The sequence below is a fragment of the Mycetohabitans endofungorum genome (genome assembly GCF_002927045.1).
Lineage (GTDB): Bacteria > Pseudomonadota > Gammaproteobacteria > Burkholderiales > Burkholderiaceae > Mycetohabitans > Mycetohabitans endofungorum.
In genome coordinates this window covers 63,980-88,560 of record NZ_PRDW01000012.1, presented here as the reverse complement: position 1 = coordinate 88,560, position 24,581 = coordinate 63,980, and the positions used below count along the sequence as shown (strand labels likewise).

The following is a 24,581-nucleotide window of genomic DNA, read 5'->3' as shown; positions in this document are numbered from 1 at the left end:
ATTGCGTGCATTCCGGACCAGTTCCGCTGTCGCCTCAATTAATTGAATTAAAAATTATCTCAAGGAACATTCAAGCGCCGTCAAAAACAGATTAAGCATAATGCTGCCCCACAGCGTTTGCAGGAAAGTGGTCCCACTTCAGCGGGTCGGCCCGCGCCTTTAAGTTGTGCCACCAAAGCCTGTAGCGCCATCATCAGCTCGTTTAGCACAAGGACGGCTAGCATCCAGACGCTTGATCCGATCGTCACTGTGACGAGGACATGGGCGCAAAGCTGACCTGCGAGCATTACATTGATCAAACCTATACCGATAAAAGACAGGTGGCCGCCAAACAGCGGAACGGCAGCGCCAAGATTGCACGAACCCCCTCCTGAATTCGAGGCCAAGTGAACAAGACCGCCATAGAGAGCGCATAGCGATACGGGTATCAGCGCATTACAGCCACGATCCTTCAAGATGGCATTGCAATCAACCGTAAGGCTATCCAGCGCCTAATGGCTGAACTGAGGCTTAAAGAGCTGCGTTCGAATGAAGAAAAACCGAGCGTACAAAGGTCACAATACGCTCAACCTTCTTGAGCGACAGTTCAATGTGCAACGTCTCAACCCAAAGCACGTAACCGACGTGAGAAACGCAAATGGGAGGCCAGAAGCTGTATTTTGCACCGATCTTGGACCTATACAACGGCAAAATCTTCATCTATGAAACTTCGCAACCCCGTTGTTCAACATGGTAGGGAAGATGTTAAACAAGCGATTGATCGATCGAAAGCACACGGCCAACGTTGCACTCGGACCAGGGCTGGCCGTACCTCGGCCAGGCCAGTTTCTTGCGCTCAGTTTGCCGAACTCGATCGATTCGCGTCCCCGTGAGAAGGGGGCAATACAAAATTCTGATCAAGGAGCCAAGCCATGGCTATGCCGCCTATTGCTGCTCGCTCGACTCGGCAGTTTCTTCGTCAAGTATTGCTTTTCCGTTTTCGCGGCTTCTGTGCCTCTGCGTGTTGGCAATGGCTGATGAAGCGACATATTGGCATTATCCCAGTGCCAGCGTATGGGCTCATCCTCGCATGCTTAAGTGCACTTGTTGCGCTTGAGAAGCTACCGAGCGAATTACCAGTGCTTATCGCCGCGCTTGCAGTTGTCGGGTTCACTTGCTTTGAAATCGGCGCCCGGATGCCTGTGCTGCGTCACATGGGTGGTCCGGTGATTGTGACACTATTATTACCCTCTTGTCTGACTCATCACCAATGGTTGCCAACAGACTTGATTGTTTCAATCCGCGAGCTGTGGGCGGCAACGAATATTCTCTATTTATTCTGCATACTCGTGATCGCGGGCTGCCTACTGGGTATGGATCGACAAGTATTGATCAAAGGCATTGTGCGATTTTGCGTCCCCGTTGTGGCCGGTTCAGTGACGGCTGCATTGGCTGGCACCGCAACAGGCGTTGGATTCGGCTTGAGTGCGCACGATACATTCTTTTTCATTGTTGTACCTATTATGGCCGGCGGAATCGGCGAAGGTGCAATTCCTCTTACAATCGGCTATGCCGCGTTATTACAACAGCCACAAGGCCAATTGTTCGCGCAAGTGGTGCCGGCTATCGTACTAGGTAATTTAGGTGCCATCTCTGGTGCCGCGATACTGCATCGAGTCAGCCGAAGTTGGTCCCAAGACACCCAAGCTTGGCTGACGACGGCGGATAACACTACACTGTTATGCCGCAAGGCTGTTCCCATTGAGCACATTGCGGCGGCCGCAACGATTGCCATCAGCTTGTATTTTGCTGGCCTGGTTATCCAACATTTCACGGGCTTGCCCGCACCGATCGGCATGCTAGGGTTCGCCGTTTTGATTAAGCTACTCGGTGCCGTGCCAACTCACCTCGAACATGGCGCGCACTGGAATTATCGCTTCTTCGCATGTGCGGTGTCTTATCCACTGCTATGTGGCGTTGGCATCACATTGATGCCATGGGATGCAGTCATTGCCGCTCTGAGTCCAGTGCACCTTGTCACAGCGCTTGTCACGGTGCTCGTACTGATGACAACCGGCTTTCTCGTCGGACGTTGGACGGGGCTGCCAGCGATTGAAAGCGCGTTGGTCAACGCATGTCATAGTGGCATGGGCAGCGTCGGGGACTTGGCGATTCTCACCGCGGCCAACCGTCTGCCATTGATGCCGTTTGCGCAACTTGCCACGCGGATCGGTGGAGCGCTTACAGTGATGGTAGCGCTGTTATTGTTGAGCCAAGGTGTTTGATGCGCAAAATGAACGCGTTCTGTATGCGCCAGCGACCTAAAATAATCTTAACTAAAACAAATATTACACGATTTATATAGAGACCAATTAAATTATATTTAATAACGCTGCGTGAGCTGCGCGTGTGTAATACGTGTACAGTTGCGTCAAGGGTGATATGACTTAACAGCTGGATATTGCAGCTAACACGCCGGCTACGATGACCCTCGAGCCGACGCCATTTTGCCCAGCATTTATCTGCCAAAGCCGGCCCGGCTTGAAAACAGGAGAAAATCACTTGATGATTCGAATGTCAGAAAATGCTTAGCTGATCGGCGCCGGTTTTGTTGGGGCGTCCGACCATCTGTTGCAACGTAGCGTACCGCGGCAATAGGATATCGACATGTTGCTGCATTGGTCTGAAGTGGCGTCGAGGTTGAATTCCTCTGCGCGAACGCTGTCGTAGTCGATCTGTGCCTTTTCGAATCACTGCCATGCCCGTTTTTTCTTGCCCGCCACTTTGCCAACCCGCCCGTCGGCTTGCCTGGGTTGCTATCGTATTCGCGGTGATGGTCGTCGCGTTGTCTGTCGCAGTGCGAGTGAGCGCGGCGCCCGCCCCCGCGGCTAGCGCCGCTCCGTCACCGTCATCTGGCACGCCAGCAAGCAACGCCGTGGTCGCGCTCACGCCGGAGCAGGCGCATGCCGCTCTACAAGTATTGAACGATCCTCGGCGCCGCGCTCAGTTCGAGGACACGCTGCGGGCGATCGCCGCGGCAGGCACGCTGGCAAGCCCGGCCTCGCCGCCCCCTACCGTAGCCGCGAGCGTGCCGTCGGCCGCCAGTGGTCCGGCTGGGTCGCTGACCAAGGCGCTCGACGCGGATGGACTGGTGACACAGTTATCGCGGCACATCGCACAATCCGCTTCCACTTTCGGGCAGCGCGTGCGCCTGTCAAGCTCGGCATTGCTCGACTTTCCGTCCGTGCGTCAATGGTGGGCGTGGCATTTATCCAGCCCACAGGGTAGGCATGCGTTGCTAGCGCTGTTGGAACTGCTGTTTGCCGCGCTGGTGCCGTCACTAATGCTTGAACTGCTGGCGCGAAGGGCAGTGCAGCGCTCACGCAGCGCGCTGGCGGCTCATCACGCCACACCGCATGAGCCGCCTACTCCATCACCCCAAAGTCGCATCCGCCCCGGCGACGCAGGCGCACCGCGAGCGCCCGCATCGCATGCGGCACATCATTGGAGTCGCTTGCAAGTGCTACCCCGCGCGCTGGTCCATTTGTTGCTTGGCGCGGCGCCGTTAACCGCATTTGCGCTGTGTGCGTCCATGCTGCTGTCCGTGTTGGACGATTCCCACACGCAAGCGGCAAGCGCGGTGGGCGTGGTCGTTGACGCGTACGTGATTGGACGGGCGGTGTTGCTCGCATGCGCATTCTTTTTTGCGCCCAACGCGCCACACCTGCGGCTACTTCCTTTGCGGGATCGCTGGGCGTCGTTTGCGCAAGGCTGGATGACTCGAATGGTGATCGTCGCAGGGACCGGCGGAGCATTGGCTGGCGCTGCCGGCCGGCTCGGCATGACGCAGGAAGCGCAGTTGGCACTGGTCAAGCTGGTGGCGCTAACGGTACACATCATGGCGGCGATCGCAATCCTACAATGCCGGGTGCCGGTGGCGCGCACGATCCGTGGCTATTTCACGAAACGGCCAACGCTGGCGTACCTGGGCCACTGGCTGGCGGACATCTGGGCAGGCTCGACGGTATTCGTGATCCTCGCGCTGTGGCTGGTCTGGGCGCTCGACGTGCGCAACGGCTACGAGATGGTGTTACACCTGGGCGGGCTGTCACTCGCTGTGCTGCTCGCCGCGCGCGTCGTCGCCATTGTCGCGTTCGGCGCGCTCGGACGCGTGTTTGGACAAGGCGTGGAGAACAGCACTTCCAGCGTCGGACGTCGACGTGCGTACCGCTATTATCCGCTGCTGCGTCAAGCCTTGTCCGTGGTGATCGGCGTAGCAACTTTGTTGGTGCTGCTGTCGATATGGGGACTGCACGTCGGCACGTTCCTTGTCTACAATCCAATCGGCAACCGGCTTGGCTCGGCGCTGGTGACGATCGCGATTGCGGCGCTGGTCGCAGTGTTGATCTGGGAGATCGCGAACGTAGGAGCCGAGCGGCGGCTCAAGCGGTGGACGGCGGCTGGCGACGTGATCCGGGCGGCGCGGCTGCGCACGCTATTACCGATGCTGCGTACCACGCTGTTCATCGCGATCCTGATGATCGTCGGGCTCACCGCGCTGAGCCAAATCGGCGTCAACACGGGCCCCTTGCTGGCCGGCGCGAGCATCTTCGGCGTCGCGCTCGGATTCGGCTCGCAAAAGCTGGTGCAAGACTTCATCACCGGCATTTTCCTATTGATGGAAAACGCGATGCAGGTCGGCGACTGGGTGACGGTCGCGGGCGTATCGGGCTCTGTCGAGTATTTGTCGATCCGCACTGTACGTTTGCGCGGCGGCGACGGCTCGCTGTACACGGTGCCATTCAGCTCTGTCACGACGGTCAACAACACCAATCGCGGCATCGGCAACGCCGCGGTGAAGGTAGTGATCGCAGCAGGAGCAGACGTCCAGTACGCGATCCAGACACTGGTCGATATCGGCGCCGAGTTGCGCAACGATGACAAGTTCAAGGATGGCATCTTGTCCGACTTCAGCTTCTGGGGCGTCGACCAAATCGATGGCGCGAGCATTACGCTGGTCGGTCAGATCGCGTGCCGCGATACCCGTCGCTGGCCGGTTCAGCGTGAATTCAACCGGCGCATCTTGAGTCGTTTCGCGGAACGGGGCATCGAGTTGGCCAATCCACAGCGCAACTTCGTAATCGATGCGCGCGCGACGGCCACGCAGCCGAGCGGGCCGGACGCGGGCACGTCCCCGAACCAGTAGAATTGCGCATTGCGCGGCACATGCGCGATGAGAACGGCCTTTGCGTCCGGTCCGTATAGAAGCGCTCTCACGCCACCGCTGGCGTCACGTTGTGTGGCGAGCGCTCGATCCACTCTACACCCAGCGCCGCCTCTAGCGCGCCCAACTGCCGGCTCCGGGGGAGCCGGTTCAGTCGCGCGGCCACCCGCGCGAAATGGGGGCTGCGCGAGCGCAACCCAATAACGAAGCGGCTTGACGTCGATCACGATGCAAAAAGCATCGCCGACCATCACATTCTGAATTGGATTGTATCGTTGTAACCGCTTAACCTGTCGCGACCGGCTTTCCAGCCCAACTCAATTTACGGCTTCGCGATGTTATCGACGCTCGGCATCCTGCTTCCCGTCTTCGCACTGATTTTTGCCGGCTTCGTGTGTCGCCGGCGCGCACTGCTTGGCCCGACGGCCGCGTCCGAATTGAACCGCTTTGTTGTACGGCTCGCGCTGCCAGCGCTGCTTTTCGACATCACCGCCCATTCGGACTGGGCGCAGCTGACTAACCCGGCGCTGGTCGCCACGTTCTCTGTCAGCTGCACCGCGGTGTTCGCCATCGTGTTGGCTGCGCGGTTGATGGCGGGGCGACAGTTGGCAGACGCCAGCGTTGACGCGATCGCCGCGTCTTATCCGAACACCGGCTATCTCGGCTTCCCCCTTGTCCTGCTCGCGTTCGGCCATGCTGGCCTTGCGCCGACCACGATCGCTACGGTCATCGTCACCTGCGTACTGTTTACCTTTGCGATCGTGCTAATAGAAATCGGCGTGCAAAATGAACGCGCGCCGCGCAAGCTCGCGGCGAAGGTGGCGTGGTCACTCGTGAAAAATCCGCTAACCATGGCACCTGTCGTCGGCGCGCTCGTCTCCGGTGCCGCGATCGCGCTGCCGCCCGGCCTGACCGCGTTCACGAAACTGCTAGGCGGCGCGGCCAGTCCATGCGCGCTCGTGAGCCTCGGGTTGTTCCTGGCCGAGCCCCGACCAGCAACCGGAGCTACCCGCTCGGCGCTCGTGTTTACCGGCGTCAAGCTACTCGTGCAACCAATGCTTGCATGGTGGCTGGCAGTCCACGTATTCGCTCTCGCCACGCCGCTGGCCGACGTCGCCGTGCTGCTCGCCGCGTTGCCCACCGGCACAGGGCCGTACATGCTAGCCGAGTTTTACCGCCGCGAAGCCGCCGTGACGGCGCAGACGATCCTGCTGTCCACGATGGGCTCCCTGGTGTCGCTGTCGCTGCTGCTGTATTGGATGCGCGCACCGGGCGGCTGACTCGCCGCACGCGATAGGGTCAATACAACTTCCGGGGCGGCAAGGAGCGGCGAATCTGCTTGCGCAATCTCGCCACGGCGGCTGCCTTCTTCCGCTTGCGCTCTGCGGTGGGCTTTTCATATGCCGTGCGGGCACGCAACTCTTTGATCAAGCCAGTGCTTTCAATCGAACGGCGGAAACGCCGGAGTGCAACCTCGACGGGCTCATTAGGCTTCGGGATAACAGTGGTCAAATCATTCCTTTAAGTTCAATGGGAGAAAAAGGTATCGCACGCCTGTGCGAAACCCAAGGCGCCGCATGCTCGTACAAAACATCAGCCAAAGCAAGTAACGGCTGGCCCGCTCACATGTCGATCACCGACGCGCCGTCCACCTTGCCGTCGATGATGTCCTGTCCTTGCTGACAGGCAGCACGTCGGGCCACGCCGAAATCGGCAAACACATGTTCCTGGTCGACCTTGAACACGCGGCCCGCGCCCACGGCGCCGTCTGTTCCCAGACGGCAGATGCGCACGGCAACATCATAACCTTCAGCATAGCGCGAGTGACCGTCGAAACGGCTGAATTGGCGCGCGAAAACGAGCGGACGAAGCTCGAACCCCTTGTATAGAAGTCGCAGCGGTGTCGACATAGTTGCTCCTCGGCAGGGGACATCGGCCACTATACACGCAAATCACGGAGCGAGTCCCGGTATTCTGGTGCTCCGAGAATATCGGGCCCACGCGACGATCGACTGGATCGCCGTCACGGCGGGCGTGCTCGGCGCACTGATGGCGGCGCTGGACATTTCAATCACGAACTTTGCGCCGCCGCAAATTCAGGGGAATTCGGCGCGGCCGGCACCGAAGGCACCTGGAACTCGACGGGATACTTGATGTCGTTGCATACTCGACATCGGCCTGACCGCGCAAAGCGTCAGGCCCGATTTCACGGGTCGTAACTGCTTCGCGGCACAGTCCAGATGCTCGCGATGATGCCGCTGAATCAAGCCTCGATAACCGCCGTGTCGCGAGACGAAACCGGCGATGCCATCGGCGTCGCGATGATTCGCGAATCGGTCAACACCAGTTCGGTGCTGGAACTGGCTCACCGCACTGGCGACGCGGCTTATTCCCACTTGCAGGCGCTGGGCCAACTCAGTTCACAGATCCAGCAGCAGGCGATCGTGATCACCTATTCGCAGACGCTCTATCTGCTCAGCCTTACCCTGGCGGCCTGCATTCCGCTCACATTGCTGCTCAAGCCCAGCGGGCCGCAAAAATCGACTTAATACTACAGCCGTCACTATTCGCGGTGGCGCTCCAGCTGTTCAACGTGATCGACGATTTCAACCGCGAAGCGCTCGACATCGAGATCGACTTCTCGGCGCCGTCGCAGTGGGTGATCCATGCGCTGCGGCAGATCATCAGCTAGCGTGGCAGGCCGAAAGCGATTCGGTGTGACAACGGCCCAAATACCTGAGCACGGCGATCACCGAATGGGCCCGGCAGTATGGCATCAGACTTGGCTACATCAAGCCGGGCAAACCTCAGCACAATGCGTATGTCGAGCGATTCAACCGGAGCGCGCGGTACGAATGGCTGTCGTTGTACCACTGGAAAGACTTGGACCACGTGCAGCGTTTCGCGACCGACTGGATGTGGACTTACCGTCACGACCGCCCGAACATGGTCATGGATCGCGCGACCTCACCGGCTACTCATCAGACACATGCTCGTCACCGCCTTCAGGGCCGGGGGCGTCCGCCGCGCAAGCAGCACCTTGATGCGATCGCCGCGCTGCCTCCAGCATGCGCCATAACGTCGGGGAGGCAAGCTGTCGTCGATCGACGGCGGATATGACAAGGCCGGTGCCTTGGCACCAGAACGCAATACCGGCCGATGGGAAAGCGCCTGCCGGCACGTGCGTCGATCCGGCGTCGGAACCCGCCGAGCCGGGTTCATCGCATTTCATATCGCAATCGCGTAATCGAACTTCAGGTCCGTGGCGGCATGCCCGCCGTGTAACCCCCAGTTGTCGAGCGGCTCTTCACGCAATAGAACGAGGATGCGGGATGGATTAACCTGGCGCGCCTGCGCAACTTCCGCGACAACGCGTTCGTAAAGCCGGCGCTTGACATCGAGCGAGCGTCCGGCGAACAGCGTGATCTCGATCCCTAGATACTCGCCGGCACCCGTCGGCGGATAAAAATCCTCTGGTTCAAACGTCTGATATCTCGCTTGCAACTCGTTCGGGTTGACACCCAGTGTTTGTCGAAGCACGCTAAACAGCAAGTCAACGAGCCGGGCCTTCTCGTCCGCTGTGCGAGGCCGCTGCTCTTCGATTTTGATGATGGGCATGATCAGTTTTCCTGAACAATAATAGGTGGATTTTCGGTAAAACAAGCGTAGGCACGAGACTGCATCTCGGCAAGGCGGCTGACTGTCCTCGATAAATCATGCGCACCTTCGAGACCATCAAGCGCGTCGCTGATCGCAATGTCCGATGCGATACAGACGCCGCACTTGCGGTCGTACAGGATGTCGATCAACCACACCAGACGCTGCAATGTATCGGGATTTTCCAGTGCCGTTGCGTGGACGTTGTCGATGATGACCCATTGCCAGCGATCAGCCATCGCCAGGTAATCGACATGCGAACGCTGCGCCACGCAAAGCACGTCGAAATCCACCCACACCGTTGACTCACCCGCGGCGCTCACCGACAACGACCGACCAGCCAACTCCACAACGCCAGGTTGCAGCGCAGCTTCGCCTTCCCGAGCGACAAAAATGGCGCGCAACGGCTCGCAAGCAAGCGCAAGCGGTGAGAAGAACCGGGGCTGCGCGGTATCCCCATCACTGAACCGGTAATCGCGCGGTCCATCGAAGTGCACGATCGTGAAATGACGCTTAATCATATCGATCGTCGGTGCGAAACGCGCATGGTATTCCCGGTTCGGCAGCAGATCGTCCGGCGCGTAGTTCGATGTGAGCACGATACGCACGCCCTCGGCGATGGCGGTCGTCAGAAAGCGCCCAATGAGAAACGCATCAGCGATGTCATGCACGTGAAATTCATCAAAGCACAGCAGATCGACGCCGTGCAGCCAAGCCTTCGCGACGTCCGCGAGCCGATCGCTACTGCGCGGCGCCTTCACAAGCCTGCAATTGATGTCCCGCAAAAACTCATGAAAATGAATCCGCCGCTTCGATCCTGGCGCAAGCTGAAAAACCGCATCGACGACCATGCTCTTGCCTCGTCCGGGTAGACCATGACAATACACGCCATGCAACCGGTGCAGCCCAACCAACCAGCGCCGACCCGGTGCCACGAGCAGCATGCATAACGCTTCGATCGCCCGACGCTGGCTTGCGTCCGGATCGATTCCGCTGCCGCGAAGCGAGGCTACGACCTGCGCGTCATCGAGCATGCGCGGCCCCTTCCCATGGCAGCAGAAATGTCTCCAGCAGCGGCCGCAGACTACGCGCGCGCGTGGACAACAGGCAGTCGAGCGCCGCATACTGGTCCTCTAAGCCCTTGTCCTGCGAAAGCTTGATGCGCGCCTCCTCATGCTCGACGTGCACGCGCAACGCGAGCACGCCCGGTGCGAACCGCGCCACCCGTTCATCATTCGCGTCGAACTGCCATCGCGCATCGTCGGGCTGCAAGCGGGCCGCCGTCTCGCGCAGCACGTCGATCTTCTGCGCCAGGTCGGTCACAACATGCACAGAGCCCACCAGATGGACGGCCACGTAGTTCCACGTCGGAAGTTGCCGTGTCACGTATGCTTCGGGCGGAATATAACTATCGGGTCCGGTGAACACAATACGCGCACGTGTCGTTTTGACACCACAGAACTGAGGGTTTGCCGCATCGACATGACCGAATAGATTGCGCGACTGGCGCTCGCGGAAAAGCGGGATATGGCTCGCGTGAGATAGCTCCGCGTCCGTACTGACAATCAACGCGAGCGGAAAACTGTCGATGATCGCGTCGATCCGCTCCGGATCAGTAAAGCGGAACGCATCATAATGAAACGAAACGGGTCGATTCGCTAGAAGTTCCATTTTTGTCCGTATCATGGATGGCCGCAGTGGCCGTGGCAGAAGACACGACTGCATTCGAGCCGGCGCGTGCCGCGGGGCGCGACAGCTGCGCGTAGAGCGACCGCGCAATGGCCTCGGAGCGCAACGCTAGCAGACTGAACGAGCCGGAGTCCCCCATGCCGTGTGATGACTCGCATAACCCGTTTAAATACAGCGGTGCGTCCGGCGCCACTGCACACGAGAAATGCACGCGGTAGTCGAACGACACCTCCAGGTGCCCGCGGCTCAAATCGAGCAGCGGCGCCAGCTGCCGCAGCAGCGGTGGATAGGGCTCGTACCTCGGACCGTCGCCAATATCAAGAAAGCCCGTTGCCAGGACAACCAGGTCGAAGCAGTCGAGCACATGCTCACCGCTCACCGAGTTGACGAGCGCCAGACGAATCCCATCTTCTGTGACTGTCACAGCATCGACGTACGTATTGGTCCGTATCGCCAGACCGTCACGTCCCAATATTCGGTTCACGTAGCGCTTGACGTACAGCGCATCGAGTACGTCCTTGTCCGCCGAAGCATAATTGGTCGGCATCAGTTCCGCGCGCAACCGATTGCGCGTTGCCTGGTCCGCACAAAAGAATGTTTTGACAAATTCAGGAAAATAAACCTCGTCGGAAAACGGACTCGTGTCCTTCTGCCGGAACGCAAAGTTACGCGTGATGCCAACAACCGACGCGCACGAGCCGGTACCGTACGCGTGCAGCAAAATCTCAACTGCGCTCTGGCTACCGCCAATGACCGCGATTCGCGGCTTGCGGCCGCCGTCACACGCTCGTCGCAGCGCAAAAAGATAGTCATTTAAGTGGACAATGCGCGGATCGTCAAAGCCGGCGAACTGCATCGGCACGTTCGGCGTACGCCCTGGCGCGACGACGACCGAGCGAGCCCGCCATGTGCGGCCAGTGCAATCGCGCACCACATAGCCATCCAGCAGTCCAGAGAGCGCGTCGATGACCGGCTCGATGCTCGTCACGTCCACGCCATAATTGACTTGATGCGCGAAGAAGCCGGCCACCCACTGCACGTACTGCGCATATTCGATCCGCAATGGAAACGATAGCCCGAGATTCAAATGCTCGAATAATCGCCCGTTCTCGAACAGGAAATTGGTAAATGAATAGCGACTGCGTGGATTGCGCGGCGTGACCAGATCGCGCAGTGGATGGTTTTGGATGTCCGACTCCTCCAGCAGCATGCCCTGCTGCCAGCACGCCGCATCGCGCTTTTCGAGAAACAAAACGTCGAGGCCGTCGGTCAACTCCTCGATCGCTACGGCAAGCGCAATGTTGGCGGGACCAAAGCCGATTCCAATCACATCGTGAACGCAAGGTTCAAGCGCCGTGGCGGCGTCGTGTCCTGCTTTCATAAGGTCTCCGATACAGAAATGTGAGCGTTGCGGCCGATACCGGCGGGGGTAAGCAACGGCGCATCCACCGCGCTGGCCACCGTCGACAACGCTCGTTCGAGACGAGCGAGTATTTCGTCCGTTTCAGCCTCTGTAATGACCAGCGGCGGCAGCAGCCGCAGCACCGCACCGTGACGTCCTCCCGTCTCAATGATCAAGCCTTCGTCCAGGCAAGCATGCTTGATGCGCCGCGCCAGTTCACCGTCCGCTGGCGGCAATCCACGCGCATCCGGCGGACCGTGCGGATCAACGATCTCGACGCCGAGCATCAGGCTTCGGCCACGCACGTCGCCGATACACGCGTAGCGCCGTTGCAACGATTCAAGGCCGGAGCGCAGCCTGGCCCCGCGCTCAGCTGCCTGCTGCGCGATGCCGTGCGAGCGTAGAAATTCGAGTGTGGCTGCACCCGCGACCAGTGCGATCTGGTTGCCGCGAAACGTCCCCGCATGGGCACCGGGTCGCCAACCGTCGTAGCAGCGCCGATAGGCGAGCACGGACAGTGGAAAACCGCCGCCCACTGCCTTAGACATGACGATCGCGTCGGGTATGATGCCAGCCACCTCATGCGCGAACATCGTGCCGGTACGACCGAAGCCGGTCTGCACCTCATCGATGACAAGCGGAATCTGATGACGCAGCGCCAGCTCGGACAATCCGGTCAACCAGTCGGCACTGGCCGGAATGCAGCCGCCCTCGCCCTGCACCGCTTCCAGCAGGATCAGCGCTGGCTTCGTGATGCCGCTCTCCGGATCCTCAAGAAGATGGCGGATATACGCCAACGACAACGTATCGCTTTGTGCACCGCCAACGCCGAACGGGCATCGATAGGCATTCGGATAAGGCAAAAAATGTACTTCCGCCATCGCCCCGGCTACGCTTTCCTTCGGTCCCCGGTTGCCCATCAAACTCAACGCGCCCATCGTCATGCCGTGATACGCGCCATGAAACGCCAGTACCGACCGCCGGCCCGTGACCGTCTTGAATAGCTTGATCGCCGCCTCGACCGCGTCCGAGCCGGTCGGCCCACAAAACTGAAGCTTGGCGTCGTTGGCAAACTGCGGCGGCAATACGCGATATAACGCTTCGACAAATTCGATCTTCGCCGGCGTCGCAATGTCCAGTGCCTGCAGGATGTGACCCGATGCGAGAAACTGGCTGACCCGCTCCATGACGTAAGGGTGATTGTGACCCAACGGCAGCGCGCCGGCGCACGCGAGGCAGTCCAAATATTGACGGCCCTCACTATCGTAGACTGTCGCAAGCTCTGCTCGCGTGAGGACGCGAGTTATCGAGCGCGCATACGTACGGGCATTGGACTCACAATGCTCGAGCATGGACAATGCGTCCAGCGTCTGCTTATGCATGATACGACTCCTTTGAATGCTCACTCCTGGTATGCTGCTGCACGCCAGCAGATTGGCGCACACCGCAGTCCGCTGTTGCGGCCTCACCCAGCGCACGCAACCAGCGTCGATACTCCACCGCAAGGCGGTCGCTGCGCACATGCATCTCTTCGCGCAAGTCCAGTGGTAGCCGATAGGGACGCTGCGATTCGACGATGTGGCGATCTTGTTCAAACACCCGGTCCTGGCGCTGGAGGATTTGTGCGTCGCTCAAGTCTTCACCGAAGTTAATCGCCACAATAAGCTGTATCACGCACTCGTCCTCGTCAACGGGCGTCGCGTTCAAAAACGTGCAAAAGCGTTCAGTAACGCCGGTCTTCTTCGAGAAATAGGCAGTCGTGGGCCGAAAAGCGTGATAGATATAGCGAGCGGTAACCGGGATCCCACGGTGATCGCCATACGGCTGAAATACCTCGATTTCCGATGTTTCGAGGCCGTTTTCCGTCATTTTAACTTCGTAGCCCTCAATTTTATCGGGACAATTTGGATCGCCGTTCAGATTCGCGTGCACGAATGGAAAATGCGAAGCATCGAGGAAATTTTCCACTGAGCGCAATGCGTTTGCCCGATAGCGGTAAGGTCCCGCATACACCTTGCGGAAGCTCGCGTCATCCCATTCGGGGAACGGCGGCACGTCGGCTGCCGGTTGTCCGACACAGACCCAGACTAGCCCGTAGCGTTCGGTTACACGGTACACGCGAACAAGCCGCTGCGCGGGCGGCGTTTGGTCCGGATGCGCCGGCACCTTCGTGCATTGTCCCGACGACGCATAACGCCATCCATGATAAGGGCACTCAATTTCCCCATCGCGCACACAGCCCAGCGAAAGCCGCGCGCCACGATGACCGCAATAATCGAGCCACGCGTTGATGCCGGCATGGTCCCGCCACAGCACCAAGTCCTCGCCCAACAAGCGCACAGCGAGCGGCATATCGCGTGCCACCTCGTCTGAGTGGGCGACCACGTGCCATTGGTCGCGCAGCGCCCGGTAGTCGAGCGCATCCCGGTCCCACTTCCCAGAATAGATCATTGTTAACCTCATCACGCAAACGGGTAGGCTTCACGCTGGCCGTCAAACTGCCATGACGGATTGCGCCAGCCATCGATGTCGTAATCGGCAAGACACTGCTCGACGATCGACTTGCATTGGTCGATCGCGCCACATGCGGTGGAATGGTTCAGCATGTCCAGCCGTACCTGCTCATGGTTACCCGCATAGTTGTACTCGTACAGCTCGTGCCGGCCGCCAAACTCGCTACCGATCGCGTCCCACAGCAACTTCACAAGCTTGAGCCGCTCCTGTGCGCTCGAATCGGTGCCTTGATAGTACGTATCGATGAGTCCACGCAGTTCTGGATTGCGCATGTCCGCGAAGCTGGCCACCTGCATGATCAGCGAGCCACCGAGGATCGTGTCGAAAATCGGCTTGATGTGGGTCATCACCTGCGCGCCGAAGTGCCGCACTGTCGCCGCCACTTCGAGCCGCGGTACGACAGAGCCGTCGCTGCGCTTTTCCGGCGCAATGCACATCGCTTCGGTCATCGCCCACATCGCGTTGCGCCAGCCGACCACATCGGCCACCTTCGTACGCACTCCCCTGAATTCGTAGCTGCCGTTCGATTCGAGCAGCTTAATCAACGCGCCGCATAGGAAATCCAATTTGACCGCGAGCCGCGTGCCGGATTGCAACGGATAACGATTCAGGAATCCCGAGGCCGAATAGAAACTGCGCGCCTTCGGTATGTTCCGGTAGATCAACACATTTTCCCATGGCACGAACACACCATCAAAAATCAGCACCGAATCATTCTCGTCAAAACGGCTGGACAATGGATTGTCAAACGGACTCAACGAAGACGCTTCGTATGAGCGCCGACAAATAATCTTCAAGTTTGGCGTGCTCATCGGCAAGATAAAGCACAGCGCAAAATCCTCCTCCCGACCCTGCTGGTACTGCGTTGCACTGTTTTGTGCCACGAACGTAGCATTCGATATCGCCGCGCTGGTCGCCACCATCTTGGCGCCGCGCACGACAATACCGTCGTCACGCTCCTTCTCCACATGTAGATAGATGTCACGCATGCTGTCAATCGCCTTGGCCCGGCCCACCGGTGGATTCACCAGGACATGATTCATGAACAGCACCTTGCGCGCCGTCTCGTGATACCAGCGGATCGCATTGTCGCGGAACGGATCATAGAAGTCAGGATCGGACAGCAACGTTGCGGTAAAACCCGCCTTGTAGTCGGGCGTACGCCCCATGAAGCCGTACGATAGCCGCGACCAGTGGGCGATTGCGGCGCGGGCCCGCAGCAAGTCGTCGGCCGAACGCGCTGGGGTGAAATAGCGATGCGTGCGATAACCGGACGGATCCAGTGTCGTCATGGTGTCTCGGGACGCCGGTGCATGCAGCGCATCGTACAACCGAGCGATGGATCTCGCACTGTTGCGAAATGCCACGTGCTGCGTGACGGATCGAATTTTTTCACCATAGATGAACACTTCACGGCCGTCGTCGAGACTGGCGAGATACTCGTCAGCCGTCAACATTTCGTCCTTCTCAGCAGCTTCCAGCTTCAATGCTGCGGATGTGCTTTGAGTCATGGATACTCCTGGTAACGTTGAATCTAACCGCGACTGCCTACAGCGCCATGGAACCGCCCGATCCTACCGGGTATGACCTATGAAATTGACGAAAAATACCGCACCAACAAAAACACGCCGGATACGAGGATGACGCTATTCACCAGCTTGACGAACTGCTCACGCGAGAGCTTCAGCGTAATGCGGCGTCCTATCCACACGCCGGCCAGCATGCCTGGCGCGAGCAGCACCGCGAGCAGCAGCAGACTGCGGTTGGCGTAGACGCCGGCCACCAGGAACATCACCAGCCTGGTAAGCGTCGACAATCCAATCAACGTGGTTTGCGTGATGCGGATATGCTCCTTGTTTTCAAGCCGTCCCTGCAGATAAATCGCATAAATAAAACCGCCACTGCCAAATAACGCGCTAAAGATGCCACCAACGAGGCCGAAAGGCACCGACGACCATGAACTCAATTGTGTCATTGGCCGATAGCCACTTAACGAGTATGCTGCGTAACCGATCACAAAAGTCCCAAGCAGCAGCAACAGCAGATCCGGTTTCGTCACCAACAAGATCACCGCACCGATTCCGCTGCCGGCAACCATCAAAGGAACCAGTCGCTTCAATTCGCCGTGCTCGGCTTTTCTGCCGTCTCGCACCACATTCGTGGTGGCCGCACAAAAATCCAGCAATGCGAGCAGCGGGACAATATGCGATACCGGTATGAACTGGGCCAACAGCGGACTAGCCACCAGCGCAGTGCCAAACCCAGTCATGCCGAACACGACATACGCTAATGCGATCCCTAACCATACGATGAACAAATGCGTTACAGTCAGATCGAATATCAATTGTGGCCCCTTGATTTATTGCTATTTCGGTGTTCCGCATCGATCACTCGGAGTAGGGAAAGCCATTACGGAACATGTTATGACCCTTATTTATCAGCCCAATTATTTAACCTAACCGCCAAATCCGCAGGCAATATATCGCGCTAATTTTTGGCCAACCAATATCATTTTGGCAACGTGCTATCTCAATAAGGCATGAAAATGATGTCGCTACGGCAACTGCGTTACTTTGTGGAAATCGTCGAGGCGGGCAGCTACAGTCTTGCCGCCGAGCGGCTTTTCATCGCGCAATCCGCATTGAGCAGGCAGATCAAGGAACTAGAGGCAACGGCACAAGTGCAGCTACTCGTGCGCGGTGCGCGTCGGATCGAGCTGACCCGGGCTGGGAAGGCGCTGTATGATGGCGCAAAGCGTGTACTGTTCAACCTCAATGAAACGCTTGTACAGACGCGTCATGCGAATCGTGGCGAGCAAGGCATAATCCGCCTGGTCCATTCAAGCTCGGTGCCATTCGCTGGACCCTTACTAGAACGCGTTCGACGCTATCTTGACGCCAACGAGCACGTTTCAGCGCAGGTGTCCCAAATGCCGTCAGAAGAACAGATGGCGAGTATCGAGCAAGGCGTGAACGATGTCGGCTTTGTACGACTGCCTGTTCATCTGGAATTTCCCGGTGTGCGTGCTGACGAGCTTTATTCTGAGCCACTGATGCTCGCCGTCGGCGCCACGCATCCGCTTGCGGTACGCGAAGCAGTCTCGATTGCCGAGCTACGCGAGGAGCCGTTCGTGTCACTGCCGCATCATGAACGAGGAGGGCTGAGTTTTCGTGTCGCAGAATTGTGCATGAAAAACGGCTACTTTCCGCGTTCGGCTCGCGTGACATCACGCAAGACGACGCAACTGAGTCTGATCGAAGCGGGTTTCGGCGTATCACTGGTCGCAGAAAGCATGCGCTTAATCGCGCCAGCAGGCGTGCGCTTCATTCGGCTGGCCGGCACCGGCAATACCACTGTCGTTGCGATGCTGTATCGGAGCAATGCATCCGCACTCGTCCAGGCATTCGTGGCGGCAATCACAGAAAAAAACTGAGCACGGTCATCGCGCCGGCGTGGGCGTGGCGTGCCATTGTACGACGAGCGCGTCGCTCGGATCTTACCCGGCGCGAGCATGGGTATTGACTCACGTCAATACAGGGCGTGAACGTCCGTTCGACAATATGCATGACCCACTCACAACATCGCACAAGAAGACTACACCATGAACGCACTTTTCCGTATCGCAGCCGGCATGCTGCTTGCAACGCCCGTCGTATTCGCGGCGCCCGTCCATGCCGAGCAAGGTGATATCCTGGCCCGCGTGCGTGCGATTAGCATTCAGCCCGACGTGTCGGCCGGCGGCACGCTCGGCCAACTCGGCACCGGGGTCAACAATGCGATCGTTCCGGAACTCGATTTCACGTACATGGCAACACGCAATATCGGCATCGAGTTGATCCTTGGGACATCGCGGCACCAGGTCACGTCCAACATCGGCGCATTGGGTGGTGTCAACGTGCTGCCGCCCACGTTGTTGTTGCAATATCACTTCAATCCGGCCGGCAAGATCCGCCCGTATGTGGGCGCCGGGTTGAACTACACTTATTTCTATAACGATGGGCTGCATGCGGGCGGCACACCGGTGTCAATCAAGCACTCCAGTTTCGGCCCGGCGCTGCAGGCTGGCGTGGACGTGCAAGTGACCCAGAGCATTTTCGTCAACGCCGACATCAAAAAGATCTGGATGCGCACCAGCGCATCGATCGGTGACACGCAGCTTGGCTCGTTGAAGATCGACCCGCTAGTGGTGGGCATCGGCGTCGGGGTGCGCTTCTGAGGCGCTAATTGCACGATCGACGGGTCGGCTGAGCGAGCCGGCGCAGGTTACGCTCAGCGTGGGCGGACTCAGCGCCGCTTAGCCCAGCCCGATAGGCGTCAATTCCGGCAGGGCCAGTTCCGATTGGCCCGGTTCCAGTTGGCCCTGCTCCGGTTGGCTCAACAGCAGCTGCCCCGGCGCGCGATCACGGGTTGCTAACCAGTTGCCGCGGGCCGCATACCATTCGTGGTACGCACGCTCGACCCGACGCAAGTCGGCGGCCCGCTCGCTCACTTGCACTCCATCCAATTCCGGCACGTCCAGCGCGAGCGCCTTGCAGTGTGGATAGTCACGCACGCGCAGCGCCGGTGCGATCGTCGTGAAATACGCGGTACTTGGCACGCTAAAGCCTGCCGCCACGTGTACCGCGGCCGTGTCGGAGGTCACCACGTGGCGGGCATGGGCAATCCAGCTCAGAAAGCTCGCCGTATCGGGCGACAGCACGGCAATATCCGTATAGTGATCGTGCTCCAGCGCGCCAAAGCCCAGCACCGGCAAGCCGAAGGTGCGCCACATCTCATCGACGATCGACACGCGCACGACGGCCGGGATACTGCGCACCGGCGTGCTCGCCTCCGGACAAAGCAACGTGTAGCCACGTGCACACCACACCCCGCCGGGAGCCGGTAATGTCAGCGTGGTAAGCCAATCGTTCGCCTTGTACCGCGCGGGCACGGTGTGGGGCGCCATGCCGAGCGCGAACAGGAAAAAATCAATCATCGGCAGGGTCGCAAAGCCGGGCCAGAAAAGATGGTTACCAACGTCGATGGCAAGTTCGGTGGCTGGAATTGAGTCGAGCGGCACCGGCAAGTCGATCACGTCGCCGAAGCGGGGTGCCGCCAATGCATACAGTTGCTTCACGTAATCCGGCGCATGGGCGGGCCGATAAATCGTCACCGACAACGACGGATGCAGGCGTCGGATTGCGTCAAGCGCGCTCAATCCAATAATCGAGTCGCCGAGCGTGACGCCCATGCCGTTAACTACATGCAAATGCGTTTGCTGGCGATAGTCGATCGTGAAGGGCGCCGCATTTGCATTGCGGATCCGGCTTACCGCCGACAATGGCTGGTAGCCATGTGCCGGCTTGCCGGTCACCTTCAAGTCATATGAGGCCGCCACGTGGGCGTGTGGCGACAGCAGCGAGCCGGGATTCGACAGTGCGCAAACCTCGTCAAGCGTAGTCACGGCGTGCCGGTCCAGACAACGATTCTCCTACTTTGTTTCCTTGCTTACGAGCACGGCAGCTTCTTGTTATCTGCGCCTGCGCGCAACAACAGCTCCAGCGTCGCCTCCAGGCGAATCACACGCTCGGTCAGGCTCTCGATCTTCGCCTGCTGCTCTTTGACTGTACCGGCAAGCAACACAACCTTGTCGTTCATCTTGATAAAGGTTGTGAGCACGTCCCAGACCTTGTCGGTCGCCCCCATTACTGCTTGCTCCCCGTCATCGCCTCGATACGCTTGTTCGACTCCGCGACAAATGACAGAGCGTCATCGAGTGCATCATTCGCTTCCTTCGTGGACGCATTCACGTGTTCGACCAATGCAAGGATTTCTGCCTCGTCTGCGGTCGGGGTGAAGCCCTGCGCCGCTTGACGCATCAGCTCGCTCACGTTTAATCCGAGACGCTTGGCCGTTTGCGCAATCGCACGCTTTTGAACCGTCGTTACCTGCACGACAATGCGCTCGGTAGCCGCTGCCATTTCACTCCCTATGTACATGCACATGGTATGTACATCATAGCCGATCACACCACGAAATCAAGCATTATTCCAGCGACAGATGCCGCTTCTAACACGCACTCGGCCTGCGGTTTTCCAACGCCGGCGAGAACTTCGTTCGAGGTGCCGGCCAACGTTGACAGATAGGTGCTCGCAGACCTGGCACGTATCCTATTCGTTCTCGCTGAAATAGTGGCCAAAGCGCTTGCGCTTGGTCCAGATATAGCGTTCGTTTTCCTCGCGCATCGGGATGGCGAGGTCGACGCGGTCATGCACGGGAATGCCATGGCGCCGTAGCGTGTCAAACTTGTCCGGATTGTTGCTCATCAATCGTACCGACGACACCCCGAGCCAGCGCAGGATGCTGGCAGCTGAATCGTATTCGCGCGCATCGTCGGGCAGCCCGAGGTCTCGGTTTGCATCGACCGTGTCGCGGCCCTGCTCCTGCAGTGCGTACGCGAGAATCTTGTTCGACAATCCGATGCCGCGTCCTTCGTGTCCGCGCAGGTACAGCAGTACGCCTGCCGCCTCGGCCGCGATGTGGCGCAGCGCCGCGTCCAACTGCTCGCCGCAATCGCAGCGGAACGAGCCGAGCACGTCGCCGGTCAGGCACTCCGAATGCAGCCGTGTGAGCACCGCCTCGCGCGCGCGCACCTCCCCCATGACCAGTGCCAAGTGCTCCGTGCCGTCGCCCCTGACGCGAAACACGTGGGACGCAAAAGTCCCATAGTGGGTCGGCAGCGTCGCGCTGGCAATGTGCGCCGCGCATTCGCTGGCCTCGTCAAAATGTTGTTGCTGCATCGTAACCTCGATCATTCGCACCGCCATAGGGGCTTTGGATGCAAGTCTACCGCGTCGCGGCCAACATCGTCCCACGGCCGCGTATGCCGCGTGAGCGGCGCGCCCATGCTCCGGTGCGATGCGCGCCCATGCCGCGCACTGCAACAACAGGCAGCGCACGACGAGGCGGGCAGGCCCGTGGACGGGAGCGGCACACGCTGCGCACTCCCCTTTGCGGCGATAATGCATGAGTGCGCGCGCACGCCCGGGCGCACGAATGGTCCATCACACCAGGAGAACGCCAGCATGTACCATCGCATCCTCGTGGCCATCGACGGCAGCCACACCTCGCGTCATGCATTCAACGCCGCGCTCGATCTTGCAGCGTCCGAGGGCGCGCAGCTCCAGCCAGTCTTCGTCGTCGACGACGTCCCGCTCTACTATTCGGTGCCCGGCTACGACCCGTCAATCGTCATGCGCGCGCAGACTGAGGAAGGCCAACGCGTAATCGACGAGGCGGCTGACGCGATGCGTGCTCGAGGCATCACCGGCACACCGCAGATATTGACGACATCGTCCTTTGAAGGGATTGCCGAGTGTATCGTGCAGGCGGCGCAGGCGTTCAACGCGGACCTGCTCGTGCTCGGTACCCATGGACGGCGCGGCGTGCGCCGACTGTTGCTGGGCAGCGTGGCGGAACAGACGCTGCGGCTCGCGCAGCTACCGGTGTTGCTGATTCCCTCGACAAGCCACGTGCCGCAAGCGGCGCCGTCGACCACCGCGAACGGTTAACGCCGCCCACTGCCCTACGCATCGTGCATCGTGATGCTTGCGTACGCACGCGTGCGCGGTCATCATTACTCCATCGGGCACGGTTGTGTCCCGCTGCGGCCGGCCGGCGCGGCAGCATCCAACCCAATGGAGAAAACTGCAATGTGGTACTTCTGCTGGATACTGGGTATCGGCGTGGCGCTGGGCTTCGGCGTGATCAACGCGATGTGGCTGGAAAACGAAAGGAACCTGGCACGGATGCGGTCCGACTCGCTGGACGGTCGTGCCTGTCGTTGGCACGACTGATCCGCATGAGCCGCCCCGCGCATGCGCCGATTGCGCTGCACCGGGCGGGCTGCGGGCGGCCGCTACGATGACACGATTGCTTTTCTTTTGCGGGCACGCCGGCGCGGGCAAGACCACGCTGGCCAAGCAACTGGTCTCGGCGTTGCTCGACGCCACGCGCGAGCCGCTGTGCCTGCTCGACAAGGACACGCTGTACGGCCGCTACAGCGCAGTCGCGATGCAAGCGCTCACGCACGACCCAAACGACCGCGACAGCCCGGTCTATCTTCAGACATTGCGTGACCCTGAATACCAGGGGCTGCTCGACACCGCACGCGAAAACGTGTCGCTGGGCATCAGCGCAATCGTCGTCGGCCCCCTGTCACGGGAGGTACGCAACCGGCGGATCTTCGATCGCGGCTGGCTGCGCGTGCCAGCGCACGTCGACGTGCGCTGGGTCTGGGTCAGCGTGCCGGAACATATCGCGCACGAGCGCATCGTGCGGCGCGCGAACGTCAATGACGCGTACAAGCTCGCGCATTGGGAAACCTACCGTCAGCGACGTTTCGAGCCCGATCCTGCCGACTACCCCCAACTGCTGATTTTCGACAATAGTGCACCATGCGACGCGGACCGGCGTGCGCTGCGGGATCGGCTCCTCGCGCCAGCCCATCCCGCTGAGCCCGCCACCCCCGCTGCCGGCAGGCCGCCGTTTACGCCGGGATGAGTTTCCGCTCCGACTGTCCCATATTGAGTTCGTCATCCTCGGTGAATTGCAACAACCGTGCAATGGTATGGCCGATCAAGCCAGCGCCGACAAGCGCGATTTTCGTCCTGTGTCTACTGAACGTCGTAGCGATGCGCTCAGTGTAGACACCGTGCCGTTCGGATCCGAGACACAAAACAGCGTGTTATGACGAGCCGTCACGACGATATGACGACGACTTCCGACACCTCGTCGATAAGCGTGACGCTCATGCGGCGCGCGTTATGCGAACTCGCGCCCAAGCTCGACCTCGGACACCGGCTCGGTCTCCTTGCCCAGCGCATACTGCTCTTCCATCGAACCGATCACCGCCTCTACATAGGCGCGCAGCACGGCTTCGGCCCGCGCGCGCTCGTTGAGCGGTGCGGCCGCATAGCGCGCCAGGCTCGAATCGACGAACACCACGTCGAGCGTGACCTTCGAGTGCCGCCGCGAAAAGGGCGAGACTGTCCAATCGATGCGCAGCGCCGGATGACCGCCCTCGGTCTGCGTATCGGTGAAGTGAGCGGTTTCCGGCAGCAGGTCGCTGATGACCCGGGCAAGGTGCTCGCGCAGCGGATCGTTAAAGAGAAAAGGCGGACGGGCCATGGACGTGGGGCTTTGAAAGAGTGCCGAGGCTATCACAATCAGCCACGCATGCAAGTCGGGATGGCTTCAGCCCTGTGAAGCTCGCCGCCGCGCCAAGCTTGCCGTGGCCGCGGCCCTAAGCGCACGTTAAGGTGGTTGCGATATCCTCAGATGCTTGTCATTTCTGAAATCGTGCCGCACCTATCAATGGAATCTTTGAATCAAACGCTGTTCCTGCTGCTCAACGCGAGCGCGCCGTCGCCGGCAATGCACGCATTGATGTCATTTTGCGCGAATGCGCTGATCTGGGCCATGCCGGCGACGCTCGTCGCCGGCTGGTTGCGCGTGCCGAGTCGCGTGCGCCTGACAAACGCCGAGCCCCCCGCCGGTGCCGCCGGCCGCCCGCAAGCATGCCGCGGCCATTTCGTCGAAGCCGCGCTGGCCGCCGCGCTCGGCCTTGGGATCGCCCAGATCATCGGTGCAATGTGGCCCCACCCACGGCCGTTCGCGATCGGCCTGGGACACGCATGGATTGCCCACGTCGATGACGCATCGCTGCCCAGCGACCATACTACGCTCGCTTTCTCAGTCGCCTGCAGCCTACTGCTGCACGCCGGCACCCGGGTGGCCGGAGCGGCCCTGGCATTGGCCGGGTTGATGGTCGGCTGGGCCCGCATCTATGCGGGCATCCACTTCCCGCTGGATGTCGGCTGCGGCATGCTGCTCGGCATGGGGTGCGCTGTGCTCGCTCACCGTCTCGCGCCATGGGTCGTGCCACCACTGGTGCGCTGCGGTGAGCCGCCCTATCGGTTCCTGTGCGCGGCGCTGATTCGGCGCGGCTGGGCGGTGGCGTAGGAGGACCGTCAGCGCCGCTGTGTTGACGCACGCACCATCACAGCTCACCGTCGGTGCCCCGCGTGGCACAGGCATGCCGGCATCTCGCGCAGTAGGAGGCGGTGAAGTGCGTTT

Annotated in this window: 26 protein-coding genes and 3 pseudogenes; 13 read left to right on the top strand and 16 right to left on the bottom strand. The window is 59.9% G+C overall.

Annotated elements, in window-relative coordinates; genetic code table 11:
• Positions 1-80: 80 nt before the first annotated feature.
• A complete protein-coding gene (locus tag B0O95_RS17270; protein WP_370641786.1) occupies positions 81-287 on the bottom strand; it encodes an MATE family efflux transporter in 207 nt (68 codons plus the stop codon).
• Positions 288-428: 141 nt separating this feature from the next.
• Between B0O95_RS17270 and B0O95_RS17265 the strand changes: the two are divergent.
• From B0O95_RS17265 to B0O95_RS12170, 4 genes and pseudogenes are all read left to right on the top strand, one after another.
• Positions 429-578 (top strand): annotated as a pseudogene (locus B0O95_RS17265) (hypothetical protein); the annotation flags it as partial.
• Between the two features lie 333 nt (positions 579-911).
• Positions 912-2,264, top strand: a complete 1,353-nt coding sequence (locus B0O95_RS12180; RefSeq protein WP_104078121.1) for a 2-hydroxycarboxylate transporter family protein — start codon at positions 912-914, stop codon at positions 2,262-2,264.
• Between the two features lie 473 nt (positions 2,265-2,737).
• Positions 2,738-5,185, top strand: coding sequence for a mechanosensitive ion channel family protein (locus tag B0O95_RS12175; protein WP_233203339.1), 2,448 nt, complete (start codon positions 2,738-2,740; stop codon positions 5,183-5,185).
• A 353-nt stretch (positions 5,186-5,538) separates the two neighbouring features.
• A complete protein-coding gene (locus tag B0O95_RS12170; RefSeq protein ID WP_104078119.1) occupies positions 5,539-6,483 on the top strand; it encodes an AEC family transporter in 945 nt (314 codons plus the stop codon).
• A 19-nt stretch (positions 6,484-6,502) separates the two neighbouring features.
• On the opposite strand, the gene rpsU is transcribed toward B0O95_RS12170, so the two are convergent.
• On the bottom strand, positions 6,503-6,715 hold the full coding sequence (gene rpsU, locus B0O95_RS12165; protein WP_076794254.1) for a 30S ribosomal protein S21: 213 nt from the start codon (positions 6,713-6,715) through the stop codon (positions 6,503-6,505).
• A 110-nt stretch (positions 6,716-6,825) separates the two neighbouring features.
• Complete coding sequence (locus tag B0O95_RS12160; protein WP_104078118.1) at positions 6,826-7,113, bottom strand: hypothetical protein; 288 nt, start codon at positions 7,111-7,113, stop codon at positions 6,826-6,828.
• 61 nt (positions 7,114-7,174) lie between these two features.
• Between B0O95_RS12160 and B0O95_RS17260 the strand changes: the two are divergent.
• The 3 genes and pseudogenes from B0O95_RS17260 to B0O95_RS17255 all read left to right on the top strand — a co-directional run.
• A pseudogene (locus B0O95_RS17260) lies at positions 7,175-7,362 on the top strand (EmrB/QacA family drug resistance transporter); the annotation flags it as partial.
• An 81-nt stretch (positions 7,363-7,443) separates the two neighbouring features.
• The gene (locus B0O95_RS12155; protein WP_104078117.1) at positions 7,444-7,752 is read left to right on the top strand and encodes an MFS transporter; all 309 of its coding nucleotides are present in this window, start codon (positions 7,444-7,446) and stop codon (positions 7,750-7,752) included.
• Between the two features lie 187 nt (positions 7,753-7,939).
• On the top strand, positions 7,940-8,323 hold the full coding sequence (locus B0O95_RS17255; RefSeq protein WP_416171942.1) for an integrase core domain-containing protein: 384 nt from the start codon (positions 7,940-7,942) through the stop codon (positions 8,321-8,323).
• 108 nt (positions 8,324-8,431) lie between these two features.
• On the opposite strand, the gene B0O95_RS12140 is transcribed toward B0O95_RS17255, so the two are convergent.
• The 8 genes from B0O95_RS12140 to B0O95_RS12105 form a co-directional block, all read right to left on the bottom strand.
• Positions 8,432-8,821: a tautomerase family protein gene (locus tag B0O95_RS12140; protein WP_233203338.1), complete on the bottom strand. Its 390-nt coding sequence runs from the start codon at positions 8,819-8,821 to the stop codon at positions 8,432-8,434.
• Positions 8,822-8,823: 2 nt separating this feature from the next.
• A complete protein-coding gene (zapE, locus tag B0O95_RS12135) occupies positions 8,824-9,894 on the bottom strand; it encodes a cell division protein ZapE (protein WP_199180502.1) in 1,071 nt (356 codons plus the stop codon).
• The gene (locus B0O95_RS12130; protein WP_158249491.1) at positions 9,884-10,531 is read right to left on the bottom strand and encodes an FMN-binding negative transcriptional regulator; all 648 of its coding nucleotides are present in this window, start codon (positions 10,529-10,531) and stop codon (positions 9,884-9,886) included. The genes zapE and B0O95_RS12130 overlap by 11 nt, the downstream gene beginning before the upstream one ends.
• Positions 10,491-11,930 carry a SidA/IucD/PvdA family monooxygenase gene (locus B0O95_RS12125; protein WP_104078112.1) on the bottom strand — a complete coding sequence of 480 codons (1,440 nt, stop codon included), beginning with the start codon at positions 11,928-11,930 and terminating at the stop codon, positions 10,491-10,493. The genes B0O95_RS12130 and B0O95_RS12125 overlap by 41 nt, the downstream gene beginning before the upstream one ends.
• Complete coding sequence (locus B0O95_RS12120; protein ID WP_233203337.1) at positions 11,927-13,333, bottom strand: diaminobutyrate--2-oxoglutarate transaminase family protein; 1,407 nt, start codon at positions 13,331-13,333, stop codon at positions 11,927-11,929. Before B0O95_RS12120 ends, B0O95_RS12125 begins: the two co-directional genes overlap by 4 nt.
• Positions 13,326-14,402, bottom strand: a complete 1,077-nt coding sequence (locus B0O95_RS12115; protein ID WP_233203335.1) for an aromatic ring-hydroxylating dioxygenase subunit alpha — start codon at positions 14,400-14,402, stop codon at positions 13,326-13,328. The genes B0O95_RS12120 and B0O95_RS12115 overlap by 8 nt, the downstream gene beginning before the upstream one ends.
• Positions 14,403-14,413: 11 nt before the next feature.
• Positions 14,414-15,976 carry a 4-hydroxyphenylacetate 3-hydroxylase family protein gene (locus tag B0O95_RS12110; RefSeq protein WP_104078109.1) on the bottom strand — a complete coding sequence of 521 codons (1,563 nt, stop codon included), beginning with the start codon at positions 15,974-15,976 and terminating at the stop codon, positions 14,414-14,416.
• Positions 15,977-16,053: 77 nt separating this feature from the next.
• The gene (locus tag B0O95_RS12105; protein WP_104078108.1) at positions 16,054-16,809 is read right to left on the bottom strand and encodes a sulfite exporter TauE/SafE family protein; all 756 of its coding nucleotides are present in this window, start codon (positions 16,807-16,809) and stop codon (positions 16,054-16,056) included.
• A gap of 201 nt (positions 16,810-17,010) precedes the next feature.
• Here B0O95_RS12105 and B0O95_RS12100 point away from each other — a divergent pair, with 201 nt between their 5' ends.
• Together B0O95_RS12100 and B0O95_RS12095 are read left to right on the top strand one after the other, a co-directional pair.
• Positions 17,011-17,898 (top strand): LysR substrate-binding domain-containing protein, encoded by an 888-nt coding sequence (locus tag B0O95_RS12100; RefSeq protein WP_104078155.1) that lies wholly within the window; start codon positions 17,011-17,013, stop codon positions 17,896-17,898.
• A 198-nt stretch (positions 17,899-18,096) separates the two neighbouring features.
• The gene (locus B0O95_RS12095; RefSeq protein ID WP_233203345.1) at positions 18,097-18,681 is read left to right on the top strand and encodes an OmpW/AlkL family protein; all 585 of its coding nucleotides are present in this window, start codon (positions 18,097-18,099) and stop codon (positions 18,679-18,681) included.
• A gap of 78 nt (positions 18,682-18,759) precedes the next feature.
• Here the strand turns inward: B0O95_RS12095 and B0O95_RS12090 are convergent, their stop codons facing one another.
• The 4 genes from B0O95_RS12090 to ribA all read right to left on the bottom strand — a co-directional run bounded on the left by B0O95_RS12090 (position 18,760) and on the right by ribA (position 21,244).
• The gene (locus B0O95_RS12090) at positions 18,760-19,908 is read right to left on the bottom strand and encodes a glycosyltransferase family 9 protein (RefSeq protein ID WP_104078106.1); all 1,149 of its coding nucleotides are present in this window, start codon (positions 19,906-19,908) and stop codon (positions 18,760-18,762) included.
• Between the two features lie 44 nt (positions 19,909-19,952).
• Positions 19,953-20,150: a hypothetical protein gene (locus B0O95_RS12085; RefSeq protein ID WP_104078105.1), complete on the bottom strand. Its 198-nt coding sequence runs from the start codon at positions 20,148-20,150 to the stop codon at positions 19,953-19,955.
• On the bottom strand, positions 20,150-20,425 hold the full coding sequence (locus B0O95_RS12080) for a plasmid mobilization protein (RefSeq protein ID WP_104078104.1): 276 nt from the start codon (positions 20,423-20,425) through the stop codon (positions 20,150-20,152). The genes B0O95_RS12085 and B0O95_RS12080 overlap by 1 nt, the downstream gene beginning before the upstream one ends.
• Positions 20,426-20,614: 189 nt before the next feature.
• The gene (ribA, locus tag B0O95_RS12075; RefSeq protein ID WP_104078154.1) at positions 20,615-21,244 is read right to left on the bottom strand and encodes a GTP cyclohydrolase II; all 630 of its coding nucleotides are present in this window, start codon (positions 21,242-21,244) and stop codon (positions 20,615-20,617) included.
• Between the two features lie 285 nt (positions 21,245-21,529).
• Here ribA and B0O95_RS12070 point away from each other — a divergent pair, with 285 nt between their 5' ends.
• The 3 genes and pseudogenes from B0O95_RS12070 to B0O95_RS12060 form a co-directional block, all read left to right on the top strand.
• On the top strand, positions 21,530-22,015 hold the full coding sequence (locus tag B0O95_RS12070; protein WP_104078153.1) for a universal stress protein: 486 nt from the start codon (positions 21,530-21,532) through the stop codon (positions 22,013-22,015).
• Positions 22,016-22,156: 141 nt separating this feature from the next.
• Positions 22,157-22,300, top strand: a complete 144-nt coding sequence (gene cydX / locus B0O95_RS17250; protein ID WP_104078152.1) for a cytochrome bd-I oxidase subunit CydX — start codon at positions 22,157-22,159, stop codon at positions 22,298-22,300.
• Positions 22,301-22,367: 67 nt separating this feature from the next.
• Positions 22,368-22,983, top strand: a pseudogene (locus B0O95_RS12060) (P-loop nucleotide/nucleoside kinase family protein); the annotation flags it as partial.
• 284 nt (positions 22,984-23,267) lie between these two features.
• Here B0O95_RS12060 and B0O95_RS12050 read toward each other — a convergent pair.
• A complete protein-coding gene (locus B0O95_RS12050) occupies positions 23,268-23,633 on the bottom strand; it encodes a DUF3022 domain-containing protein (RefSeq protein ID WP_233203334.1) in 366 nt (121 codons plus the stop codon).
• A 150-nt stretch (positions 23,634-23,783) separates the two neighbouring features.
• Here B0O95_RS12050 and B0O95_RS12045 point away from each other — a divergent pair, with 150 nt between their 5' ends.
• Positions 23,784-24,467, top strand: a complete 684-nt coding sequence (locus tag B0O95_RS12045) for a phosphatase PAP2 family protein (protein WP_233203332.1) — start codon at positions 23,784-23,786, stop codon at positions 24,465-24,467.
• Positions 24,468-24,581: the final 114 nt, after the last annotated feature.

Excerpts from the sequence above, each read along its gene's own strand:
- B0O95_RS12100 (WP_104078155.1), top strand. The coding sequence starts at position 17,011 with ATGATGTCGCTACGGCAACTGCGTTACTTTGTGGAAATCGTCGAGGCG.
- B0O95_RS17270 (WP_370641786.1), bottom strand. The coding sequence starts at position 287 with ATGCTCGCAGGTCAGCTTTGCGCCCATGTCCTCGTCACAGTGACGATC.
- B0O95_RS12160 (WP_104078118.1), bottom strand. The coding sequence starts at position 7,113 with ATGTCGACACCGCTGCGACTTCTATACAAGGGGTTCGAGCTTCGTCCG.
- cydX (WP_104078152.1), top strand. The coding sequence starts at position 22,157 with ATGTGGTACTTCTGCTGGATACTGGGTATCGGCGTGGCGCTGGGCTTC.
- B0O95_RS12170 (WP_104078119.1), top strand. The coding sequence starts at position 5,539 with ATGTTATCGACGCTCGGCATCCTGCTTCCCGTCTTCGCACTGATTTTT.
- B0O95_RS12110 (WP_104078109.1), bottom strand. The coding sequence starts at position 15,976 with ATGACTCAAAGCACATCCGCAGCATTGAAGCTGGAAGCTGCTGAGAAG.
- B0O95_RS12115 (WP_233203335.1), bottom strand. The coding sequence starts at position 14,402 with ATGATCTATTCTGGGAAGTGGGACCGGGATGCGCTCGACTACCGGGCG.
- B0O95_RS12125 (WP_104078112.1), bottom strand. The coding sequence starts at position 11,930 with ATGAAAGCAGGACACGACGCCGCCACGGCGCTTGAACCTTGCGTTCAC.
- ribA (WP_104078154.1), bottom strand. The coding sequence starts at position 21,244 with ATGCAGCAACAACATTTTGACGAGGCCAGCGAATGCGCGGCGCACATT.
- B0O95_RS12155 (WP_104078117.1), top strand. The coding sequence starts at position 7,444 with ATGCTCGCGATGATGCCGCTGAATCAAGCCTCGATAACCGCCGTGTCG.
- B0O95_RS12085 (WP_104078105.1), bottom strand. The coding sequence starts at position 20,150 with ATGGGGGCGACCGACAAGGTCTGGGACGTGCTCACAACCTTTATCAAG.
- B0O95_RS12045 (WP_233203332.1), top strand. The coding sequence starts at position 23,784 with ATGCTTGTCATTTCTGAAATCGTGCCGCACCTATCAATGGAATCTTTG.
- B0O95_RS12120 (WP_233203337.1), bottom strand. The coding sequence starts at position 13,333 with ATGCATAAGCAGACGCTGGACGCATTGTCCATGCTCGAGCATTGTGAG.
- B0O95_RS12070 (WP_104078153.1), top strand. The coding sequence starts at position 21,530 with ATGTACCATCGCATCCTCGTGGCCATCGACGGCAGCCACACCTCGCGT.
- B0O95_RS12175 (WP_233203339.1), top strand. The coding sequence starts at position 2,738 with ATGCCCGTTTTTTCTTGCCCGCCACTTTGCCAACCCGCCCGTCGGCTT.
- B0O95_RS12050 (WP_233203334.1), bottom strand. The coding sequence starts at position 23,633 with ATGGCCCGTCCGCCTTTTCTCTTTAACGATCCGCTGCGCGAGCACCTT.
- B0O95_RS12180 (WP_104078121.1), top strand. The coding sequence starts at position 912 with ATGGCTATGCCGCCTATTGCTGCTCGCTCGACTCGGCAGTTTCTTCGT.
- B0O95_RS12140 (WP_233203338.1), bottom strand. The coding sequence starts at position 8,821 with ATGCCCATCATCAAAATCGAAGAGCAGCGGCCTCGCACAGCGGACGAG.
- B0O95_RS12095 (WP_233203345.1), top strand. The coding sequence starts at position 18,097 with ATGCTGCTTGCAACGCCCGTCGTATTCGCGGCGCCCGTCCATGCCGAG.
- zapE (WP_199180502.1), bottom strand. The coding sequence starts at position 9,894 with ATGCTCGATGACGCGCAGGTCGTAGCCTCGCTTCGCGGCAGCGGAATC.
- B0O95_RS12080 (WP_104078104.1), bottom strand. The coding sequence starts at position 20,425 with ATGGCAGCGGCTACCGAGCGCATTGTCGTGCAGGTAACGACGGTTCAA.
- B0O95_RS12130 (WP_158249491.1), bottom strand. The coding sequence starts at position 10,531 with ATGGAACTTCTAGCGAATCGACCCGTTTCGTTTCATTATGATGCGTTC.